The following is a 20,711-nucleotide window of genomic DNA, read 5'->3' as shown; positions in this document are numbered from 1 at the left end:
GTCGCCAAGCACGAATGACCGACCACAGTGATGTGGTCGGTTTTTTGTTGTATGGGCATACGTGCAGCAAAAACAACCGAGTTTGATGAGGTCAGCGTGTTAGAGTCTCGTGGTGGGGTGAAAGGGTAGTCGTCTGCTTGGGCACAATACTTTCTTCTAGAACGGGAGGCGGAAGGAAGCCATGCGTACCGATCCCAACATAAGCAGCTCCACGGGCTTATAGCGGTAGTTAATCGAATCGATCAACAGATTTAACCCCGCCTTAAGTCAACCAGCAATGCCGGCACTGGGAACCAACTTGAGTGAGTTGGGTGTTACGAAGTACTATTGTGGCTGTATTGAGCAAATAATAAAGGACCGCTCGGGTGTGTACCTTAACGGTCCTTCATCATTGCATCTAACGATGATAAAAGCTAACTTCGGTCGGCTGAAATTTGAGTACCCCGTCCGGACGGCATTTTCGAAGCGGCCTGAGAACAAGTAGTCTCGGGGCTAAAAACCATAGATGCCAGCTAATTAAACTAATCATTTGGGCTTCGTTAGCCCATGGATAAGCGACGCCAATCGCGCATAGACCAAGCCATAACAAATGGCGATGTACTTTGCGATATAGGCTAAGTTCGATAAAAGCGGTTGGGATATAACCAAACCAAGGTTTGCTGAAACGTAAACCCCAACGGCGATAATTCGGTTCATCCACTCGGACGAGCGTTAATCGAATGATGAAGAAATGAATGATTTGCGTGAATACAACTCCAATCCCGATGGCGATAGCCCCATCCACACGGTACATGGTGAGTTGGAACAGGATAAGAAGAAAGGCAATTACGAAATAGCTCCATACGTATTCCTTGTGAATGTTGATTCTACGGATCAGTTGGTATTGATAAATCGTTGCTTTCACTTGTTCGGCAAGTGTGCCCCTCATACATCAACGCCCTTTCAGTCAGACTTTCGTTATTATTATCGGTATCTGTCAGCTTGAAATGAAGACCAATGCGCAAACTGGTACAAGTGGAAGGGGCACCATTTCAGGCGGAACAACATACACTGTATTACTATTTGAAATGGGCTATGAAAGAAGTATAGGTTGCTAGACTTTGTGGCATACTAGCAGTAAGGGAATAATGGGCGAGGTGAACGGCCATGACAGAGCGGCAAGTAGGCAGCGAAAGGCTTTGCATTGTGTGCGGCCAAGAGAAGATCAACGGAATATGCATCATCGATGAGTTTATTTGCGACGCTTGTGAGACCGAGATGGTTCGGACGGATGTGCAGGACGCGAAATATCCTTTCTTTATAAATCAACTCAAACGGTTATGGGTAGAGAAGAATGCTTAATGGTTAAATATCCCCGTTCACGGCAATTCGTGACGGGGATTATTGTTTTGATGCGGATATCCGGTATGATGGAAAGAGAGTTAATGGAGAGGAAGAACTAGCATGCGCCATCGAGAGCTGAAACCTTGGCATGCGCCCATTGCGGCCATGCTTGAACAACATAGACGTGCAAATCCCGTATCTTTTCACGTACCTGGACATCAATTCGGGAAAGGACTAGATCGTCTAGCGGATGACGAGTTTGCAGCATCATTGGCTGTGATGAACACAATCATGGGCATAGATGTTACCGAGTTGTCCGTAACGGATGATTTGCACGATCCCGCGGGGCCGATTGCGGAAGCGCAACAGCTGGCCTCCTCTTGCTTTGGAGCAGAGAAGACCTACTTTCTTATCGGAGGGAGTACGTCTGGCAATATTGCAATGATTCTCGCCAGCTGCCAACCGGGCGATCGGTTGTTGGTTCAGCGCAATGCGCACAAGTCAGTAATTAATGGGCTCACGTTAGCTGGTGCGGAAGCCGTGTTTTTGAACCCGACTGTCGAGGAGATTGCAGGTCTTTACCTTCCTCCTTCACTTGAAGTAGTGGAAGAGGCTTTAGAGCGACATCCGGAAGCGAAAGGGCTACTGCTAACAAACCCGAGCTACTATGGCCTTAGCGTAGATTTGGAGCCATACGCCAACTTCCTACATACAAAAGGTAAATTACTGATGGTGGATGAAGCACATGGCGCTCACTATGGACAGCATTCGGCGTTCCCGACTTCGGCTGTACAAGCTGGCGCGGATTTTGTGGTTCAATCTACGCATAAGACGCTTCATGCGCTAACCATGGGGGCCATGCTGCATACGCAGGGTCAGCTGGTTGATCATGCTTCCCTCCGTCATGCCCTTCAAATGGTACAAAGCTCTAGCCCTTCTTATCCCATCATGGCATCGCTGGATATTGCCCGGGCAATGTTGGACACTTATGGAGAAGTGTGGTTCGAGCCGGGCTTAATGGCGATTGGGAAAGTTAAAGAGGCGCTTCAAGATCCACAGGGAAGATTCGAAGCTTCTCATGTTGCACACAATCGATTCAGAATGGATCCTTTGCGTCTATTGCTTCAGGATAAGCGGAAGCAGCTGTCGGGCTACGAGATTCAAAAGCAGCTGGAGAAGCATCATATATGGGCGGAGATGGCGGATGCGAGACGTGTGGTCCTCTTATTCGGCGCCCAAACGACGAGTGCTGATGCGGAGCGTCTCCTTCAGGCGCTGCATCGTATGGCGGAAGAACATTCAAGGGCCGAAAGCGATACGCATTCGAATAGCTCCGGCAATGCCAATCAAGACGAGTCGTCCTATCCGATGGAAGCAATAGGCGCTCCCATAGCTTTCAACCGACGGCCTTTCAATAGCGCGGTGGTAAATTTGGACGCAGCAGTTGGCCGTCAGGCTGCAGAGATGGTGGTCCCTTATCCGCCGGGGATTCCACTGTTGTACCGAGGAGAGCTAATTACGGCTTCTGCTGTTCGTCATATCCGTCAGTTGGCGTTGGCAGGAGCGAGGTTTCAAGGGGCGTCGGACCCGGCCATGCGGACGATTACGGTTATCGTTCCCTAAAAGAAGCGGCGAAAGACGTCCCTATTATTTACGGTGCATGCTCCTTTTTGCTACAATACGGTGATAATCGAAATTCGGACAAGGGAGTTCAGCTCATTTGCATACGGGTATATTTATAACAATCGAAGGCGGCGAGGGCGCCGGCAAAACGACACTCATCGAGACATTGGTACATAAACTGGAAGCAAACGGCCTGCAGGTCGTTAAGACTCGAGAACCGGGTGGGATTCCGATCGCGGAGCAAATCCGCGGCATTATTTTGGACCGGGCAAATACGACGATGGATTCAAGGACGGAAGCGCTTCTATATGCTGCGGCAAGACGTCAGCATTTGGTCGAGAAGGTCCAGCCGGCGCTCGCGCAGGGGGCCATTGTCATCTGCGACCGGTTCGTAGATAGCAGCCTCGCATATCAAGGTCATGCGCGGGGACTCGGTATGGAGGAAGTCCGCTCGATCAACGCATTCGCGATTCATGACACGATGCCGGATTTGACGTTGTATCTGGATATTACGCCGGAAGCCGGGCTTCGACGTATTCATGCGAGCGAGGAAGCAAGCCGGGAGATCAATCGATTGGATCTGGAGTCGCTCTCGTTCCATCGATTGGTTCGGGAAGGGTATCTGCATCTCCATCAGGCGGAGCCAGATCGCATCGTGAAACTGAATGCGGAGCAGTCCAAGACGGAGCTGGCCGAAGCGGCATGGGCAGCCATTTGCGCTCGTTTAGAGGAAAAGGGACTGTCCGTGTCAAAATAATTAAGTAGGGCTGAACGCACGGTCGTCCGGCCGGCAGAACATGGGAGGGGATTGGGATGAAGTTAGTCGTCGCGATTGTGCAGGATAAGGATAGTAACCGGTTATCAAATGCGCTCGTCCGGGAAGGATTCCGGGCAACCAAGCTTGCAAGCACGGGCGGATTTCTTCGCGCGGGGAATACTACGTTCATGATCGGGATCGAAGATGAACGGGTGCACGAAGTGATGCAGGTTATCCGTTCGAATTGCAAAGTGCGCGATCAGCTGGTTTCGCCGGTGTCGCCAATGGGCAGCACGACGGATGCCTATATTCCGTTCCCGGTTGAAGTGCAGGTAGGCGGAGCCGCCGTATTCGTGATGCCGGTCGAGCGTTTTGAACATTTCTGATTGGACGTGAGTGGATATGAAAATTAACCCGGGCATGCGTCCGCTTGGCGCGGAACGCGCGCGGACGGATCTCGGCTCGAAGCCGCTGCAGCCGAAAGCGTTCTCCGATATTATGCAGCACCAAGACGAGCAGCGATCGATGGAACAGCTCCAGCAAAAGCTTCAAGATATCCATAATCAAGGCGAGCGACTGGCGCGCTCAATGACAGTCAGGGAGCTGACTGTGTTTCGGAACATGGTCAAGAAGTTTCTCGAAGATACCGTGCGCCGCGGGGTGGGACTAAAGGAAACGAAGGGATTCGACCGCCGCGGTCGCACGAAACGGTATAAAATCCTGGATGAAGTCGATGGCGTGCTCGTGACAATGGGGGATGAGCTCCTCGTCACCGAAGAGGGGCGCATTGATCTATTACACAAAATCGGCGATATCCGCGGATTGCTCATTAATTTGTTTTTCTAGGGAAAGGAACGAAGGACGGCCATGAGCATTGCACAACTTGCCGGCCAGACGAACGCCAAGCGGATTTTGCAGCATGCACTTAAGAGCGGAAAAGTGTCACATGCCTATCTGTTCAGCGGCCCGCCAGGGAGCGGAAGGCTGGCCATGGCGGAGCAATTCGCGAAAGCGATTTTTTGCACGAGCGGCACAGGCGATGCATGCGGGGAATGTTTAGCTTGCCGCAAATTCGAGCATGGCAATCAACCGGACTTGCATGTCGTCGAGCCGGATGGTAATTCCATTAAAATCGATCAAATCCGAGAGCTGCAAAAGGATATGGCGTATCGGAACAGCGGCACGGACCGCAAGGTCTATATCATGAAGCGAGCCGAAACGATGACGCTCCAGGCGGCCAACAGCCTGCTTAAGTTTCTGGAGGAGCCGACGACGCCCGTGGTGGCGATTCTCCTTACAGATAACGGACAAGCGATGCTGCCAACGATTCGGTCGCGCACACAATGGGTGCCATTCACGCCGTTGTCGCCTTCAGAGATGTTAGAGACATTGCTGCAGGAAGGGCACCCTCAATTATTGGCGCGAGCCGCAGTGCATTTGGCTTCGGGATTGGATGCTTGCAGGGCGATCGTCCAGCAGAATGGGTTTGCAGAAATGAGAAACGTAGTGATACAATTAGGGAAGGATAGTCTAACCCGATTCACCGCGGCGATGTTGACTGCCCAACAGCACGTATTCAAGAGTGAGCTTGGCGAGAAGCCTCAGCTGCTTCTTTCGCTGCTCTATCTCTGGTATAGAGATTTCATACAGGTTCAAGCAGGTAGACAAGATTCGGTTGTTTTCATAGATCAGATTGAATTTCTTAGCAGGCATGCCTTCAACCGCTCAGCGGACGGATGGGTGCGCTGCATGGAGCATACGCTAGAGACCGGGAAACGCATGCGGGCGCATGTGTCGCCTCAGCTCGCGCTCGAGCAATTGCTAATACGCATACAAGAGGGGTGACGGGTTGTATAACGTCGTTGGCGTCCGCTTCAAGAAGGCGGGCAAGATCTATTATTTTGACCCCGTCGATCTTCCCGTAGACAAGGACCAGCATGTCATTGTCGAAACGGCAAGAGGGGTCGAATACGGCAAAGTGGTGGTTGGACAGAAGCAAGTCGGTGAATCGGATGTCGTCCTACCGCTTAAGAAAGTAATCCGCATTGCCGGTGACAACGACGCCAAGATCGTCGAGGAGAACAAGACGGCCGCGAAGAACGCGTTCTCTACCTGCCTCGACAAAATCCGCGATCACCAGCTGAAGATGAAGCTGGTCGATGTGGAGTTTACGTTTGACCGCAACAAAATCATCTTTTATTTTACCGCCGAAGGACGGGTTGATTTCCGGGAGCTTGTTAAGGATCTGGCTAGCGTGTTCCGCACGCGGATCGAGCTGCGGCAAATCGGCGTACGCGACGAGGCGAAGATGCTTGGCGGCATCGGACCGTGCGGGCGTGTGCTATGCTGCTCCTCCTGGCTCGGCGATTTCGAACCGGTATCGATCAAGATGGCGAAGGATCAGAACTTGTCGCTGAATCCGACCAAGATCTCCGGTTTGTGCGGCCGTCTGATGTGCTGCTTGAAGTACGAGCACGACAATTACGAAAGCGTTCGCGAAGAGCTGCCGGCGGTGGGCAAAATCGTTATTACCTCGTACGGCGAAGGCAAAGTGACGGGCATTAACGCAGGCTCCAAGGCCGTGTATGTGCAATTATTCGATGGCGGCAAGCCGAAAGAGCTCCCGCTTGATGATGTTGTAGTGAAGTAGATCTTGTCGGATGATGTTTCGAAGCCGAGCAGTCTTGGGGTGGAGAATATGAACAAGAACGACCTTTTTAATCAAATGGACGAGCTGGAGAAGAAATCGCAAGCGTTTCATCAAGAGCTCGGTACAATGAAGCAGCAGATTAAGGCGCTTCTCGAAGAGAACAAGCGTCTCACCATAGAGAATCAGCAGCTGCGCAAAGTGTTGAAGCGTGAAACGGGCGCTCATACAGAGACACCGCAACCTCGCAAGCAGACGCCGGTCGCCGTCAACGCGGCGGTAGCGGCCGTCAGTCAGGTTCGGCAGACCGAGATTCCGTTGGCGCTTCCGATCGACCAGGCTGCAGCCGTAGGAGAAGGGCACGACAATTTGGCCCGGTTGTATCATGAGGGCTTCCATATTTGCAACGTCTATTACGGTCATCTGCGTACGGAAGGCGATTGTTTGTTCTGCTTATCCTTTCTGAATAAATAGTCACCAACAGCCGCTTCTGGCAAGCGGTAGGTGCCGAAAGCGTCGGGCCGTCCTTCTCGAAGGGCGGCCCTTCGGTTTGCCCGGCATGATTAGGATTCCAATAGAAACGAGGCCCGCCACAACGTGGATAAAGACATTTCGCTACTCCCCAATGAACGACTGGATGATTTGCTGAGCTATGGCCTCCATATTATCCAAAGCCGAGAAGTATTCAGCTTCTCAATGGACGCCGTCCTTCTGGCCAGGTTCGCCGGTATTCCGACGAAAGGCAAAATCCTCGATCTATGCACGGGCAACGGGGTCATCCCGCTATTACTAAGCACGCGCACGAAAGCGAGCATCGATGCAGTCGAGATTCAGCCCCGACTTGCCGATATGGCACGTCGCAGCGTGAATTGGAATGGACTGCAGGAGCAAATTCATATATACGAGGGCGATCTGCGCACCCATTTCGATCGCAGTCAGTATGGCAGCTATGATGCCATTACGATTAACCCCCCTTATTTGCCGCCAGAGAACGGGGATCAGAATGAGAACGAACATTATGCGTTCGCACGTCATGAGCTCAACGGGTCGCTTGATGAAATGGTCCATGCCTGCGCGAGGTTGGTCCGCACCGGAGGCAAAGTCTCGATGGTGCACCGGCCTTCAAGACTGGTGGAAATTACGGAGACGATGCGCCGGTATCGGCTGGAGCCCAAACGGATTCGGTTCGTGCATCCGCATGAGGCAGCGGAGGCGAATATCGTGTTAATCGAGGCGGCGCGCGATGGCAAGCCCGAGGTTCGATTGCTGCCACCGCTTATTGTATATAATGAAGAAAGACAATATAAGGACGAGCTGATGCGCATCTACTATGGGGACGCGCGCCCCGGTCAGGAGAAGAAGGAATCATGATCATACAGCGTAGTTTCAGCGGCCCCCAAGAGAACGGAGCGGGGACACTCTATCTGGTCGGAACGCCGATCGGGAATTTGGAGGATATGACATTCCGGGCGATCCGCACGTTGAAGGAAGTCGATCTCATCGCGGCGGAGGATACCCGGCAAACGCGTAAGTTATTGACGCATTTCGAAATCTCGACAAGGCTGGTCAGTTATCATGAGCACAATAAAGAAGCGAGCGGCCCCGAGCTGATCCGAATACTGGAGAGCGGGCAGTCGATTGCGCTCGTTAGCGACGCCGGCCTTCCGGCAATCTCCGATCCGGGAGCTGATCTAGCGGCAGAGGCGGCTTTGCGCGGTATTAAAGTGGTGCCGATACCGGGCGCGAACGCGGCGTTGTCGGCACTGATCGTCTCCGGGCTGCCGACAGAGCGGTTCTTGTTCGTCGGCTTCCCGCCGCGCGAACGCAAGCCGCTGCGTGATTGGCTGGAGAAGCTGCGGAAGCAAGAGGGCGCCATCATCTGTTATGAATCGCCTTATCGGGTCGCCAAGACGCTGACGGCTATGCTTGAGGTATGGGGGGACCGCCGGATGGCGATGGTGCGGGAGCTGACGAAGCGGCACGAAGAAGTCGCGCGAGGCACGATTGCCGAGTGTGCGGCCTGGCTGGAGGAGCACTCGCCTATCGGTGAATACTGTCTCGTAATCGCAGGCGTGACCCCGGGGGAACGCGCAGGGGACGGCGAGGATGATCAGTGGTGGCTGCCGCTTTCGTTAGCCGAGCATGTGGATCGTTATGAAGCGGAATGCGGCGATCGGAAAGAAGCGATGAAAAAAGCGGCGGCGGATCGAGGATTGTCAAAACGCGATGTCTATAATGAATTGATGCGCAAATAGCCGAATAAAAAAAAGGGCCTTCCTAGTCGGTTCAGACCAGGAAGGCAGTAAGGAGTTATAAAAAGGTTAGAATTAACAAGTTGGTATAAAACTATTATAACCGATAAAATCCGATTTGTCTCTTATTTTGTAACGGGAGCCGGCATTTCGGACAAACAAGAGTGGCAAATGATTTTGCCCTTGAAGTAAGTCACGTTCTCCGCATTGCCGCAGAAGATGCAAGCAGGCTCGTATTTTTTAAGCATGATACGCTCGCCGTCTACATAAATTTCAAGCGCGTCTTTCTCTCCGATGCCGAGTGTGCGGCGGAGCTCAATTGGGATAACTACACGCCCGAGCTCATCAACTTTCCGTACGATTCCAGTCGATTTCATCATGATGGTCCGTGCTCCTCTCAATAGTACATATATTCGTCATTATTCGACAAAATTCTATCATTTCTTTTCTCTATAGTACCAACGTTTCCCATAATAGTCAACCTCGAAAACCCTGTTAAATTTGGGTAATTATCGATGGATCGGCAGTAGATCGGGGTTTTGTACTATATATATCGTACAATATTATGTCGGGTTTTGGAAACTAGCCCACGACACTTTTCGACAAATATATTCTGATTGTGTCGAATTATTGTCGAATGAAGGAATGATAGCTGAATACTGTCAGTCGATTCCTCGCATTTGAAAGTCATGAAAGGTATTATTAGGTAAGACGGAGAACGAAGATAGGAGGGTGAGGCTTATGGATAACCGGTTACAGCCATTAGCGGAGGAGAAGGTCTTTAAAGATCCTGTACATAAATACATCTACGTGCAGGACCGCACGATCTGGAACTTGATCAATACGAAAGAGTTCCAACGGCTTCGGCGCATTCGTCAGCTGGGCACCTCGTATTTGACGTTCCATGGTGCGGAACATAGCCGTTTCTCCCATTCGCTGGGCGTGTACGAAATTACGCGCAAAATCATATCGCAATTCGAACGCGGCGGGTACGAGGACTGGCCGAGGGAAGAGAAACTGGTGACCTTATGTGCGGCACTGCTGCACGATGTCGGACACGGGCCATTCTCCCATTCCATCGAGGAAGTGTTCGATACCCATCACGAGGATTGGACATGTCGCATATTATTAGAAGATACCGAAATCAACCGCGTCCTGCGAGAGGTCGATCCCTCCTTCCCAGAGCAGGTTGCGGCGGTCATACGCAAAACTTACGAGAAGCCGATCGTCATCAGTCTCGTATCCAGCCAGATGGATGCCGACCGGATGGACTACTTGCTGCGGGACGCTTATTTCACAGGTGTTAACTACGGTACATTCGATCTGGAACGCATCTTGCGCGTGCTTCGGCCTCATAAGGGACGCATCGTCGTCAAAGAGAGCGGGATGCACGCCGTCGAGGATTATTTGATGTCCAGGTATCAGATGTATTGGCAAATTTATTTCCATCCGGTCACCCGCAGTTCGGAAATTATACTGCGACAAATCTTGCGTCGAGCCAAAGAGCTCCATATGAATGGTTATGCATTCGGGTGGATGATTGAACCGATTCGCAGGCTCATTAGCGGCACGATCGACGTGGAGAGCTACCTGGCGCTTGATGAGGCTACGATGCAGACGGCCTTTACGATCTGGCAGTCGGAGCAGGACGCGCTGCTAGCCGACTTATGCCGCCGATTCATGGACCGCAAGCTGTATAAGTATGTAACGATGGATGATGCGGACGAGTCGCTGTGGGCTTCCATACGGGAGCAGTTTACCGCCATCGGGTTGAACCCGGATTACCATTTGGAAGTCGATTTTCCGTTTGATTTGGCGTATGCTGTCTACCGATCGGGGACGCGAGACGCGAAGAAAAACGACAAACCGCCGATTCTTGTACTGGATCGCGACGGCGATGTTTCGGAAATTTCGAAGAAATCCGATATTATCCGCTCGATTACCGGCACCCACAGAGGGAAATACCATTTGTATTACCCATACGAGCCGCTGCTTGAATCGGCGGGCAAGCTGAGTCCCGATCTTCGCAAGCTGTTTGAACTGGAGTAGAGAGGAGTTTCACCCTTCATGTTAATCGACACGCACACCCATCTGGATTCCCATAAATTCGACGACGACCGCGCGGAAGTCATCGAACGGGCACGAGCCGCCGGCGTCGAAATCTTGGTCAATATCGGATTTAACCGAGAGACGATCCCGACGACCATGGCGCTCGCCGAACAGTACGAATTCATCTACGCGGCGGTAGGGTGGCACCCGACCGACAGCCTCGATTATGGACCCTCCGACCTCGATTGGATCGCCTCGCTGTGCGATCATCCGAAAGTGGTCGCGATCGGCGAAATCGGGCTCGATTACTACTGGGATACCTCTCCGAAGGATGTGCAGAAGCGGGTCTTCCGGGAGCAGATCGAGCTCGCTAAGACCAAGCGCAAGCCGATTGTTATCCATAATCGGGATGCACACGAGGATGTTGTTAGGATTTTGAAAGAAAGCGATGCTAAGGAAGTCGGTGGCATCATGCACTGCTTCTCCGGCAGCTGGGAGACGGCCAAGCAGTGCTTGGATATGAACTTCTATATTTCGTTCGGCGGACCGGTTACGTTCAAGAATGCGCGGGTGCCCAAAGAGGTGCTCGCGAAGGTTCCGCTTGACCGTCTTCTGATCGAAACCGATGCTCCATATCTGGCACCGCACCCTCATCGAGGAAAGCGAAATGAGTCTGCTTTCGTCCATCTTGTAGCAGAAACCGCTGCGGAAATTACAGGGAAAACTATGGAAGAAATCGCGGAAATCACAAGCGAAAACGCCAGGAAATGTTTTTCCATCGGACGAAAATAGCCCAAAACGAGAGGAATTTGAATGATTCGGGTGAAAAAACTTGTTTTGGTTGGATAAATTGCGGTTTTTTCGAGAGTTTTTCCTTTAAATTCGGTAAAATCGTCCTTTATCTCATCTTTACAATCTGGAGCAAAAGACGGTATCATTCATCTCAGGGCTTTCAAGATGTATTCCTTTTCCAATAACGCTTAGTCTCCAAAATGGAGAGCGGGGGAACCAAATGAGGACTTGCGCCGCGGGTAGTACGCGGGGTGCGCAGGTCGCGTTGAATTCTTCTAGGGGTGAATTTCTGCTGCGCGCTTGAACAGCGCTGCGAGCCGAATAGGGCGACTCTCTCGCCCGAATCCGACAGCTAACCTCGCAAGCGTCATAAGAGAGATCAACTCGTGCATCCATTCCATGCTACCCGTGTCCCACAGGAAGCCACGAAACAGATCTTCTGTCGTCGGCTTCTTTTTATTTTGAATATTGCGAATTGTGGCGACATAGTGTGATTCATGGAGGAGGTTTGAGGGAGTAATTGGAAGAAGCGGGCTTTGTGCACGCTAAATCTAATAGTCGACGCGTCTAAATCTATTTCATGCGTAACAGGGCGGCGGGGCTATGTAAGGAGGACCGAAGAAGTGGGCATAATCCAAGTTAAGGACACCCATGGGAAACGATCATCCAGCATGTCTTTCGCATTGCGATGGAAGCATGAGAACGTGCGTTTAATTGTCCTAAGCGCTATGATCTCAATCGCTATGACTTTCATGTTTCTGGTGTTGTTGTACGGAACGGCTGACAAGCGCGTCTCCGTAGTGTTGAATGGACAAGAAAACATTGTGGAAACCAAACAATGGGTCCTGCAACGCCTACTGGATGAACAAGCCATTACGGTGGGGCCGTATGATAAGGTGTCGCTGCCTTTGAATGCGGGCGTAAAAGATGGTGATCGGGTGGTCATCGAACAAGCGGTTCCCCTGACCGTGAAGGCTGACGGCAATGTAAGAACGGTGTACACGACAGAAAGAACGGTACAGGCAGCGATCGATCAAGCTCACATATCGATTCGCAGTGAAGACAAAGTGCTGCCGTCGAAAGACGCGGCCATCGAGCCGAACATGACCGTGACGGTCGTCCGGATCGATAAGCATCTGGTTCAAAGCGAGTATGAAGTGCCATTCACTACTGTTACCAAGGCCGATCCGACACTGCTTGAAGGCAAGAAGAAAACCATTCAAACAGGTAAGTCCGGCGTTGTCGTGAAGAAATACGAGAAGGTGTTCGCGGACGGCAAGCTTGTCTCGCATACTTTCGTCTCAAAGTCGACCCAAAGCGATACGGTGAACCAAGTCGTGGCGGTCGGCACGAAGAAACCGGTGGCGCAAGCGGTCACGCTGACCAAGGGCGGGGTGTCGTTCAAAGCGAAGAAGACGCTGAAGAATGTGACGCTCACCGCATATTCGGCAGATCTGGCGTCGACGGGTAAAACCAAATCCCATCCAGGGTATGGGATTACGAGATCCGGCTCCCGCGTCACGGAGGGCCGTACGATCGCGGTTGACCCGAAGGTCATTCCGATCGGCTGGTGGGTGTACATCGAAGGCATCGGATTCCGCCGCGCGGAAGATACCGGCAGTGCCATCAAAGGCAATAAGATCGACGTGTATTACGACAGCGAAGCCTATGCGGAGAAGTTCGGCCGCAAGAAGGGCTACACCGTGTACGTGCTGGGTCCCAAAAAGCCCGAGGCGATCTAGCGCGCCGCAGGTGGTCGTAGTTACAATTTATCGTCAAACCGAAGCAATTATGCCATGATAAGAAGAGGCCTCGCCTCTTCTTTTTGTACGTTTGTCCGGAAGGGATGTAAGGGTAGTCCATGATCAAAGAAATCATCGTCGTCGAAGGCAAGGACGACACCGTCGCGATCAAACGAGCGGTCGAGGCCGAGACCATCGAGACCGGAGGATCTGCCATCGGGGAAGCGGTGTTGAAGCGGGTGGCGCTTGCCCATGAACGCCGGGGCGTCATCATATTCACCGATCCGGACCATGCGGGTGAGCGCATCCGCAAAATCGTCGCGCAGCGCGTACCCGGCTGCAAGCATGCCTTCCTGCCGCAAGAGGAGGCGCTGTATAAGGGCGACATCGGCGTGGAGAACGCGAAGCCGGAGGCCATTCGCCGCGCGCTTGCGAGCATCCGAACGGAAGCGATCAAAGGACAAGCAGGCGACCCGCAAATTACGTGGGACGATCTGATGCGGGCGGGCCTACTCGTGCATCCGGCCGCGGCGGACCGCAGGCTGCGCATGGGAAATTTGCTCGGCATCGGCTACGCGAACGGTAAGCAGTTTTTCAAGCGCTGCACGATGTTCCGCATCACGCGGGAGGAATTCGACCAGGCGATGGCGCAGATGGATCAAGAAACCGGAGGAAGCGGCCAATGACAATCAACATCGAGGTAGCGACACCGAAGCGGACGAAGGATATTATCCAGAAGTACGGCTTCTCGTTCAAGAAGAGTCTAGGACAGAACTTCCTGATCGATCAAAATATTTTGCGCAAGATCGTCTCCGCCGCCGGCCTCGACAAGACCAAGGGGGCGCTGGAGATTGGCCCCGGCATCGGCGCGCTTACCCAGCATCTCGCCAGCGAAGCGGCTCGTGTGACAGCCATTGAGATTGACGATCGCTTAATCCCGATCCTGGGCGATATTTTCGCGGATACGGATAACGTGCATATCGAGCATGGCGACGTGTTGAAGCTGAACTTGAGCGAGCTCATGGCACGGCAGTTCGAAGGGCTGAGCGGCGTCAGCGTCGTGGCCAATTTGCCGTATTACGTGACCACGCCGATTCTCATGAAGCTGCTCGAGGAGAAGCTGCCGCTCGAGAACATCGTCGTTATGATCCAGAAGGAAGTGGCTGAGCGGATGGCGGCCAAGCCGGGCGGTAAGGAGTATGGGAGCCTCAGCGTCGCCGTACAGTATTACTGCGAAGCAGAGCTTGTCTGCATCGTGCCGCATACGGTCTTCATCCCGCAGCCGAACGTCGACTCCGCGGTGATTAAGTTAGCCGTGCGCAAGCAACCGCCGGTACAGGTAGAGGACGAGGGACATTTCTTCCGCACCGTTCAGGCCTGCTTCGCGCAGCGCCGCAAGACGCTAGCCAACAACCTGACCGCCTACGTGGGCAAAGCCAACCGGGAGCAGCTCGGCCCGATTCTCGCCTCTATCGGCATCGATCCGTCCCGCCGGGGCGAGACGCTCTCGCTGGAGGAGTTCGCCGCGCTCAGCCGGGCGTTGATCGCCGCGGGGTTTTAGGGAGCTCCAGAGTTAGCTGCAAGGTAACCGTGCCGAACAGGCACGGTTTTTTGGCGTTTCAAGACGCAAGAGAGCGGCGACTTCCGGAAGTCGACTAAGGCCAGCCGAAAGGGAGGAGGGCAGCGCCCTTGGAGCCCCTGGCGGAGGGGGAATGCTGTCAGGTTAAGGAAAAACGACCGATGAAGCCATAATGTCTTAGGATGGCCTTCAAGACCCACTGAAGCTTTGTCCGACAGGACAAAGGCGTGCCCGCTCGAAGCAACCCGCCGCTCACGAGCCATAGTGGCTGCACGAAGAAGGGAGTCCAGAGGGCGAAGTCCTATGGTTCCCCTCAGCTGAGGGGGAAGGGCAATGCTGTTAGGTTAAGGAAAAACGCCGGTTGAAGCACCAACGGCCTATAGTCGACAGACTTAGGCTTTCGAACTAACATCAAAACCAACTGAAGCCTTGTCCGCGAGGACAAAAGCGTGCCACGTTCGAACCCACCCGCCACCCGCGAACAAACGTGTCAGCACGAAAAAGGGAGTCCAGAGGGCGAAGTCCTCTGGTTCCCCTCGGCGGAGGGGGAAGGGGCGAGGGGCAACAAAAGCGGGGTCAAAGGGGCGGAGCCCTTCTTAACCTGACAGCATCGGGGGGAAGGGGGAGGGGGCAACAAAAGTGGGGTCAAAGGGGCGGAGCCCCTTTTAACCTAACAGCATTGCGGCGGAGGGGGTGGGGGGAGGGAAGCAGGGCAGCCGCCCTCGAAATAGGCCTATGGCAGGGGCACCAAACGCCCCCCCTTCCCATACGATAGACGAAGAGGTGATTTGCCCATGAAGCAAGGGGACCTGGTCGTCCGCAAATCGTATGGCGGGGACGTCCTATTTCGCATTGCATCGCTACACCATCAGTCGGCTATGCTAAAAGGAACGGACTATCGGCTGCTGGCCGACTCGCCTATGGACGACTTGGCGATTGTGCCTAATCCGGAGTATAGCGGCGCGGCCAGGATGGCGCGCGTGAAGGAATACGAGTCGCTTCAGCGGATGCAGGAGCAGCGGGAGCAGCAGGCGATGAAAGGGGATGTAGGGCAGCGACTGGCGCTGACGGAGACGAAGCATCCGTTCTTCGAAATGCCAGGCAAGGTGCTGCATCTGGACGGGGATGCGAACTATTTAAAGAAGAGTATGCAGTTGTACGCCCAAATGAGGGTGCCGGCGCACGGCGTTTATGTGCACGAGTCGCAAATGGCGGAGACGGTCAGGAGCCTGCTGCCGCAGTTACACCCGGATATTGTCGTCATCACCGGCCATGACGGGGTGCTGAAGAACCGGATGACGAACGATTTGTACAGTTTGGCCAGTTACAAAAATTCGCAGAATTTCGTCAATGCTGTCCGGATTGCCCGGGACTACGAGAAAAGCCGCGATGGGCTAATCGTCGTAGCAGGGGCCTGCCAGTCCCATTTCGAGGCGCTGCTGTACGCAGGCGCGAATTTTGCGAGTTCGCCGGGTCGCGTGCTCATTCACGCGCTGGATCCGGTGTATATTGCGATCAAATCGGCCTTTACGCCGATTAAAGAGACGATCAACCTGCCAGACGTCATTCAAGGGACTATCAGCGGCTTCGACGGCGTAGGAGGAATCGAGACGGTTGGCAAATACCGGGTGGGCCTGCCAAAGCCCAAAACGCTGACGGGCGTGAAGCCAACTGTTTAATATACCGCAACTTTAGTCAAATATGCATGAACCCGAAAAACTCTACAAAAAATTTATTGACAGATTATTTTGTTCGCTGTTATAATATAAATTTTTGACAAACCACCTCAGTCGCGCTATAATGGACAAGGAAAGAGGTGGTAGTGGACAATGGCAAAAAATGCGCTGTTGGAAATCAAACGCAGTCTGGAAGCCCATGTGGGCGCCAAGATTCGGCTTCGAGCTAACGGTGGTCGGCGAAAGACCATCGAACGTACCGGTGTGTTGGAAGAGATCTACCCTTCTGTATTCATTGTGAAACTGGACCAGGAGGCGCACGCGTTCAAGCGGGTGTCCTACAGCTATGCGGATATTTTGACCGAGTCGGTCGAGGTAACCGTGGATAGCGACGACGGCCAGATTCGCATAACCTATTTGCAATAAACGTTCCCTTCCACATAGCACGACAAGCAAGAACGCGATTGCTTCGCGCGGCTTGAACAACGCGATTAATCCTTTAGGGGATGTCCGGGGCTCAAGCGGCGCGAAGCAGCTCGCGTTCTTTTTGTGCTGGATAAAAACGGCGGGAGGCCGGCGCATAGGCGAACGCGAGGAGCACACACTAGAGCGTAAAGAGGCATAGAGGAGGACAAGGCAAATGAGTCGCAGACGCAGAAGCACAATGAGCGAGCAATTAAAATACGAGCTGGCGAAAGATCTGGGCTTTTACGAGACCGTCCAAAAAGAAGGTTGGGGCGGCATACGCGCGAAGGACGCAGGCAACATGGTGAAGAGGGCCATCCAGCTGGCCGAACAGGCAGCCGCCAAGCAATATGAAGACACCAAAGCGGCGGAACGGGCCGACGCGGTAGCACGCCGTTATACGCAGCAGCAACAACAGCAACGGCAAACGACCGACTACGCGGTGCAGTCTTCGAGCCAGGGAGCTCCGGGGCGCGAGCAGCCTGTATATGCGGCAAGCGCCGTACCAGCAAGCAATCTTGGCGCACCGGTGCACGCGACGACCATGCCTGCCTACGCGGGATCGACATTCTCGAGCGGAGCGACGGTAGGCGGCTACGCGCAGCCGGCCAACCCGAACCCCCAACGGCCGCAAGCGTATACGCAGCAGAGCCCGTATATAGCCCGCTCTCAACGCGCACAGGAAGATGCGCAGGCTGGCTTTATCCCGTTCGGGGCTATGCCGCGTCAAGGCGCAGACCAAAGCGCATATCGCAATTAATGGACCGAATACCCGCCACCATAAGCTAAGATGCCTCAGACCCGCAGGATGAAGCCGCGTGCAGCTCGATTCGAGGGGCTGCCCGCAAGAAGCGGGAGCGGTGTCTTAGCTTTTCTTTTGCCCTTTTGTTAAAATAGGGATAAATGGTGTTTCGCGCGATATTGGCGCGGAGTGAAATGGGAATGAGCGGGTGACGACGAATGAAAATTTATGAGAAAGCTCCGGCAAAAATCAATCTAATGCTCGACGTGCTGCGCAAGCGCGAGGACGGCTTCCATGAGGTCGAGATGGTAATGACCATGGTTGATCTCGCCGATCGCCTGACCATGGAGGAGATGCCCAGAGACAGCATCGTGATTTCCAGCCAGGCCGGTTATATTCCGCTGGACGAGAAGAATCTAGCCTTCCAGGCTGCGCAGCTGATCAAGGAGCGCTACGACGTGCGCAAGGGCGTGTACATTCACCTGGACAAGAATATCCCGGTGGCCGCAGGCCTGGCGGGCGGAAGCAGCGACGCGGCGGCGACGCTGCGCGGGCTTAACCGACTGTGGGGACTGGGCATCTCCACGGAGGAATTATGCGAGCTCGGAGCCGAGCTGGGTTCGGACGTGCCGTTCTGCGTAACGGGCGGTACGGCGCTGGCTACGGGACGGGGCGAGAAGCTGGAGCGAATCGCGAACCCGCCGCAATGCTGGGTCGTGTTGGCTAAGCCGCCGATTAACGTCTCGACGGCCGATGTATACGGGCGGCTGCGGGCAGCCGAGCTGAAAGAGCATCCGTCGGCCGCGGATATGCTGGATGCCATTGAACGAGGTTCGTTCACGGACATTTGCGACCGGCTTGGCAACGTGCTGGAGAACGTGACGCTCGGTCTGTATCCGGAAGTGCTGCAGGTGAAGGAAAGCATGGAGCGCTTGGGGGCCGACGGCGTGCTTATGTCAGGCAGCGGGCCGACCGTTTTCGGCCTGGTCAGCAAGGAAGCGAAGGTGTCGCGGATTTATAATGGACTGCGCGGATTTTGCAAAGAAGTGTACGTGGTAAGAATGCTGACATGAAGGCTAACATGAACCAGACGTATGCCTTGATTAAATCCGTATAAAAATGATATATTGTCTTTATATTATTCGGATTTAGCCAGGGGTGAATCGCATTGAAGAAATTAAAACGAAGTGCAAGGCTTGTAGAGATGACGCAATATTTGCTGAATCGCCCCCATACGTTAATTTCGCTGACAGCCTTCGCCGACCGCTACCAATCTGCCAAGTCTTCGATCAGTGAAGACCTCGCCATCATTAAAGAGGTGTTCGAGGAAGAGGGCTTAGGGGAGCTTCATACGCTCGCGGGAGCGGCAGGCGGCGTGAAGTATACACCGAAGATGCATGTGGAAGAAGCGCGCAAGATCATGGAACGCGTCTGCGGCCAGCTGGAGCAGCCGGAGCGCGTGCTGCCGGGCGGGTACCTATATATGACCGACATGCTGGGCCAGCCCGGTCTGCTCGCCGATATTGGGCGGATGTTCGCAACCGCTTTCGCGTCCAAGGAAATCGACGTCATTATGACGGTGGAGACGAAGGGTATCCCGCTCGCTTATGCGACGGCGGCGTCCATGAATCTGCCGGTCGTGATCGTCCGCCGCGATAACAAGGTGACGGAAGGTTCCGCGGTCAGCATTAACTACGTCTCCGGGTCGAACAAGCGGATCCAGACGATGTCGCTGGCCAGACGCGCGCTGAGGGAGCAATCCCGCGTGTTGATCATCGACGATTTCATGAAGGCCGGCGGCACGATACAGGGCATGATGGACCTGCTGCACGAGTTTAACGCGCATGTCGCGGGCGTCGGCGTATTCGTCGAGTCGGGCGAGCTGGAGAACGAGGAGCGTCTATTCGAGGACTACGTTTCGCTGGCGAAATTGACGGCAGTCGATTTGAAGACGAAGCAAACGACGATCGTGCTGGGCAATTTTTTTGATCAACATAAAGCGGACCCGAGCTAAGCGGGGCAATGGAAGGACGTGCCGGATGGCGCGTCCTTTTCGCCATGAAATCGCAAACGCTCGGTGTGCCGTCTGCGGACGGGCTTTGCAATCTGCCGCGGGTTATGGTCTAATTCATCTGAAGTCTTGATTGTATAAACCTTACAAAACCGAAGGAGGCACACTTACATGAAACTGCAACCGCAATCGATCGCGACGGATAAAGCGCCAGCGGCGATCGGCCCTTATTCGCAAGCGATTAAATTAGGCAATCTTCTATTTACGTCCGGCCAAATCCCGCTGAACGCAGCCGGGGAATTGGTGGAGGGCGGCATCGAGGAACAGACACATCAGGTATTCCGCAACCTCGAGGCGGTACTGGCTGAAGCGGGCGCGACGTTCCAGGATGTGGCCAAAGCGACCGTGTTTATTAAGGATATGAACCAGTTCGCAGCAGTGAACGCGATCTATGCCTCTTACTTCGGCGACCATAAACCAGCTCGCTCGACGGTAGAAGTAGCACGGCTTCCGAAAGATGTACTTGTCGAAATTGAACTGATTGCATCGATCAACGTCGAATAGAATCGAAAAAGTTTTGAATAGAAAAAATATTTTTAAAGTTGGCGTTAATTTACCAAAATCATGAAGGAATTTGAAAGGCCATGTGGAAATATAAAGCAAGTCTTTGAAAGGCAAAGGTGGTGAACACAAGTGCAAATTACCGATGTCAGACTCCGCCGCGTAAATTCCGAAGGCCGCATGAAAGCCATCGCATCCATCACCATTGACAATGAATTTGTTGTTCACGATATCCGCGTGATCGACGGCAACAATGGTATGTTCGTGGCAATGCCGAGCAAGCGGACTCCGGATGGAGAATTCCGCGATATCGCGCATCCAATCTCTTCGACGACCCGTGAGAAAATTCAAGCGGCGGTGCTCGCCGAATACGAGCGCGCTGCGACGGAAGAAGAAGTGATTGAAGAAGGAGCGTAAGTGATGTAAGAGGGGTTTCGTGCAGCATGGACCACCGTCCGCTTTCGGAAGGGAGCTTTGCCTGCAGATTTGCGT

Annotated in this window: 23 protein-coding genes, 1 pseudogene and 1 riboswitch; of the genes and pseudogenes, 22 read left to right on the top strand and 2 right to left on the bottom strand. The window is 53.6% G+C overall.

The annotated features are described in order from the left end of the window. Positions 1-397: 397 nt before the first annotated feature. The gene (locus ACFFSY_RS00345; RefSeq protein WP_377488202.1) at positions 398-928 is read right to left on the bottom strand and encodes a transposase; all 531 of its coding nucleotides are present in this window, start codon (positions 926-928) and stop codon (positions 398-400) included. Between the two features lie 218 nt (positions 929-1,146). On the opposite strand from ACFFSY_RS00345, the gene ACFFSY_RS00340 reads away from it, so the two are divergent. From ACFFSY_RS00340 to rsmI, 10 genes are all read left to right on the top strand, one after another. Continuing rightward, positions 1,147-1,341: a sigma factor G inhibitor Gin gene (locus ACFFSY_RS00340; RefSeq protein ID WP_377488199.1), complete on the top strand. Its 195-nt coding sequence runs from the start codon at positions 1,147-1,149 to the stop codon at positions 1,339-1,341. A 102-nt stretch (positions 1,342-1,443) separates the two neighbouring features. After that, positions 1,444-2,946 carry an aminotransferase class I/II-fold pyridoxal phosphate-dependent enzyme gene (locus tag ACFFSY_RS00335; protein ID WP_377488196.1) on the top strand — a complete coding sequence of 501 codons (1,503 nt, stop codon included), beginning with the start codon at positions 1,444-1,446 and terminating at the stop codon, positions 2,944-2,946. A 97-nt stretch (positions 2,947-3,043) separates the two neighbouring features. Then, on the top strand, positions 3,044-3,703 hold the full coding sequence (gene tmk / locus ACFFSY_RS00330; RefSeq protein WP_377488193.1) for a dTMP kinase: 660 nt from the start codon (positions 3,044-3,046) through the stop codon (positions 3,701-3,703). A 56-nt stretch (positions 3,704-3,759) separates the two neighbouring features. Next, on the top strand, positions 3,760-4,089 hold the full coding sequence (gene darA, locus ACFFSY_RS00325) for a cyclic di-AMP receptor DarA (protein ID WP_148933528.1): 330 nt from the start codon (positions 3,760-3,762) through the stop codon (positions 4,087-4,089). Positions 4,090-4,105: 16 nt separating this feature from the next. Then, positions 4,106-4,549: a YaaR family protein gene (locus ACFFSY_RS00320; RefSeq protein ID WP_377488190.1), complete on the top strand. Its 444-nt coding sequence runs from the start codon at positions 4,106-4,108 to the stop codon at positions 4,547-4,549. 21 nt (positions 4,550-4,570) lie between these two features. Beyond that, a complete protein-coding gene (holB, locus tag ACFFSY_RS00315) occupies positions 4,571-5,548 on the top strand; it encodes a DNA polymerase III subunit delta' (protein WP_377488187.1) in 978 nt (325 codons plus the stop codon). A gap of 4 nt (positions 5,549-5,552) precedes the next feature. Then, positions 5,553-6,353 (top strand): PSP1 domain-containing protein, encoded by an 801-nt coding sequence (locus ACFFSY_RS00310; RefSeq protein WP_377488184.1) that lies wholly within the window; start codon positions 5,553-5,555, stop codon positions 6,351-6,353. Positions 6,354-6,401: 48 nt separating this feature from the next. Further along, positions 6,402-6,824: an initiation-control protein YabA gene (locus ACFFSY_RS00305; RefSeq protein ID WP_377488182.1), complete on the top strand. Its 423-nt coding sequence runs from the start codon at positions 6,402-6,404 to the stop codon at positions 6,822-6,824. A 123-nt stretch (positions 6,825-6,947) separates the two neighbouring features. Then, positions 6,948-7,721 (top strand): tRNA1(Val) (adenine(37)-N6)-methyltransferase, encoded by a 774-nt coding sequence (locus tag ACFFSY_RS00300; RefSeq protein ID WP_377488180.1) that lies wholly within the window; start codon positions 6,948-6,950, stop codon positions 7,719-7,721. After that, positions 7,718-8,605 (top strand): 16S rRNA (cytidine(1402)-2'-O)-methyltransferase, encoded by an 888-nt coding sequence (rsmI, locus tag ACFFSY_RS00295; RefSeq protein WP_377488177.1) that lies wholly within the window; start codon positions 7,718-7,720, stop codon positions 8,603-8,605. Before ACFFSY_RS00300 ends, rsmI begins: the two co-directional genes overlap by 4 nt. 122 nt (positions 8,606-8,727) lie before the next feature. On the opposite strand, the gene ACFFSY_RS00290 is transcribed toward rsmI, so the two are convergent. After that, positions 8,728-8,979 (bottom strand): AbrB/MazE/SpoVT family DNA-binding domain-containing protein, encoded by a 252-nt coding sequence (locus ACFFSY_RS00290; protein ID WP_512699674.1) that lies wholly within the window; start codon positions 8,977-8,979, stop codon positions 8,728-8,730. A 364-nt stretch (positions 8,980-9,343) separates the two neighbouring features. Between ACFFSY_RS00290 and ACFFSY_RS00285 the strand changes: the two genes are divergently transcribed. The 12 genes and pseudogenes from ACFFSY_RS00285 (at position 9,344) to spoVG (ending at position 20,636) form a co-directional block, all read left to right on the top strand. Beyond that, positions 9,344-10,651 carry an HD domain-containing protein gene (locus ACFFSY_RS00285; protein ID WP_377488174.1) on the top strand — a complete coding sequence of 436 codons (1,308 nt, stop codon included), beginning with the start codon at positions 9,344-9,346 and terminating at the stop codon, positions 10,649-10,651. An 18-nt stretch (positions 10,652-10,669) separates the two neighbouring features. Beyond that, positions 10,670-11,443 (top strand): TatD family hydrolase, encoded by a 774-nt coding sequence (locus ACFFSY_RS00280; RefSeq protein ID WP_377488171.1) that lies wholly within the window; start codon positions 10,670-10,672, stop codon positions 11,441-11,443. A gap of 175 nt (positions 11,444-11,618) precedes the next feature. Beyond that, positions 11,619-11,826, top strand: a riboswitch (cyclic di-AMP (ydaO/yuaA leader). 240 nt (positions 11,827-12,066) lie between these two features. Further along, entirely contained in the window at positions 12,067-13,185 is a 1,119-nt protein-coding gene (locus tag ACFFSY_RS00275; RefSeq protein ID WP_377488168.1) for a resuscitation-promoting factor, read from the top strand. A 119-nt stretch (positions 13,186-13,304) separates the two neighbouring features. Then, entirely contained in the window at positions 13,305-13,871 is a 567-nt protein-coding gene (gene rnmV / locus ACFFSY_RS00270; RefSeq protein WP_377488165.1) for a ribonuclease M5, read from the top strand. Further along, the gene (gene rsmA, locus ACFFSY_RS00265) at positions 13,868-14,746 is read left to right on the top strand and encodes a 16S rRNA (adenine(1518)-N(6)/adenine(1519)-N(6))-dimethyltransferase RsmA (protein ID WP_377488162.1); all 879 of its coding nucleotides are present in this window, start codon (positions 13,868-13,870) and stop codon (positions 14,744-14,746) included. The genes rnmV and rsmA overlap by 4 nt, the downstream gene beginning before the upstream one ends. A gap of 812 nt (positions 14,747-15,558) precedes the next feature. Then, positions 15,559-16,443: a sporulation peptidase YabG gene (gene yabG / locus ACFFSY_RS00260; RefSeq protein WP_377488159.1), complete on the top strand. Its 885-nt coding sequence runs from the start codon at positions 15,559-15,561 to the stop codon at positions 16,441-16,443. 150 nt (positions 16,444-16,593) lie between these two features. Then, a complete protein-coding gene (veg, locus tag ACFFSY_RS00255) occupies positions 16,594-16,866 on the top strand; it encodes a biofilm formation stimulator Veg (RefSeq protein ID WP_377488156.1) in 273 nt (90 codons plus the stop codon). Positions 16,867-17,080: 214 nt separating this feature from the next. Beyond that, positions 17,081-17,254, top strand: a pseudogene (locus ACFFSY_RS00250) (small, acid-soluble spore protein, alpha/beta type); the annotation flags it as partial. A 611-nt stretch (positions 17,255-17,865) separates the two neighbouring features. Continuing rightward, positions 17,866-18,720 carry a 4-(cytidine 5'-diphospho)-2-C-methyl-D-erythritol kinase gene (ispE, locus tag ACFFSY_RS00245; protein WP_377488153.1) on the top strand — a complete coding sequence of 285 codons (855 nt, stop codon included), beginning with the start codon at positions 17,866-17,868 and terminating at the stop codon, positions 18,718-18,720. A 95-nt stretch (positions 18,721-18,815) separates the two neighbouring features. Further along, positions 18,816-19,661: a pur operon repressor gene (gene purR, locus ACFFSY_RS00240; RefSeq protein ID WP_377488150.1), complete on the top strand. Its 846-nt coding sequence runs from the start codon at positions 18,816-18,818 to the stop codon at positions 19,659-19,661. A gap of 168 nt (positions 19,662-19,829) precedes the next feature. Then, entirely contained in the window at positions 19,830-20,222 is a 393-nt protein-coding gene (locus ACFFSY_RS00235; protein ID WP_377488147.1) for a RidA family protein, read from the top strand. A 129-nt stretch (positions 20,223-20,351) separates the two neighbouring features. Continuing rightward, positions 20,352-20,636, top strand: coding sequence for a septation regulator SpoVG (spoVG, locus tag ACFFSY_RS00230; RefSeq protein WP_018759486.1), 285 nt, complete (start codon positions 20,352-20,354; stop codon positions 20,634-20,636). Positions 20,637-20,711: the final 75 nt, after the last annotated feature.

The organism is Paenibacillus aurantiacus, from assembly GCF_042431225.1.
GTDB classification, from domain to species: domain Bacteria; phylum Bacillota; class Bacilli; order Paenibacillales; family Paenibacillaceae; genus Paenibacillus_Z; species Paenibacillus_Z aurantiacus.
The sequence above is the reverse complement of the archived record's forward strand: the minus strand, read 5'-3'. Positions and strand labels throughout refer to the sequence as shown.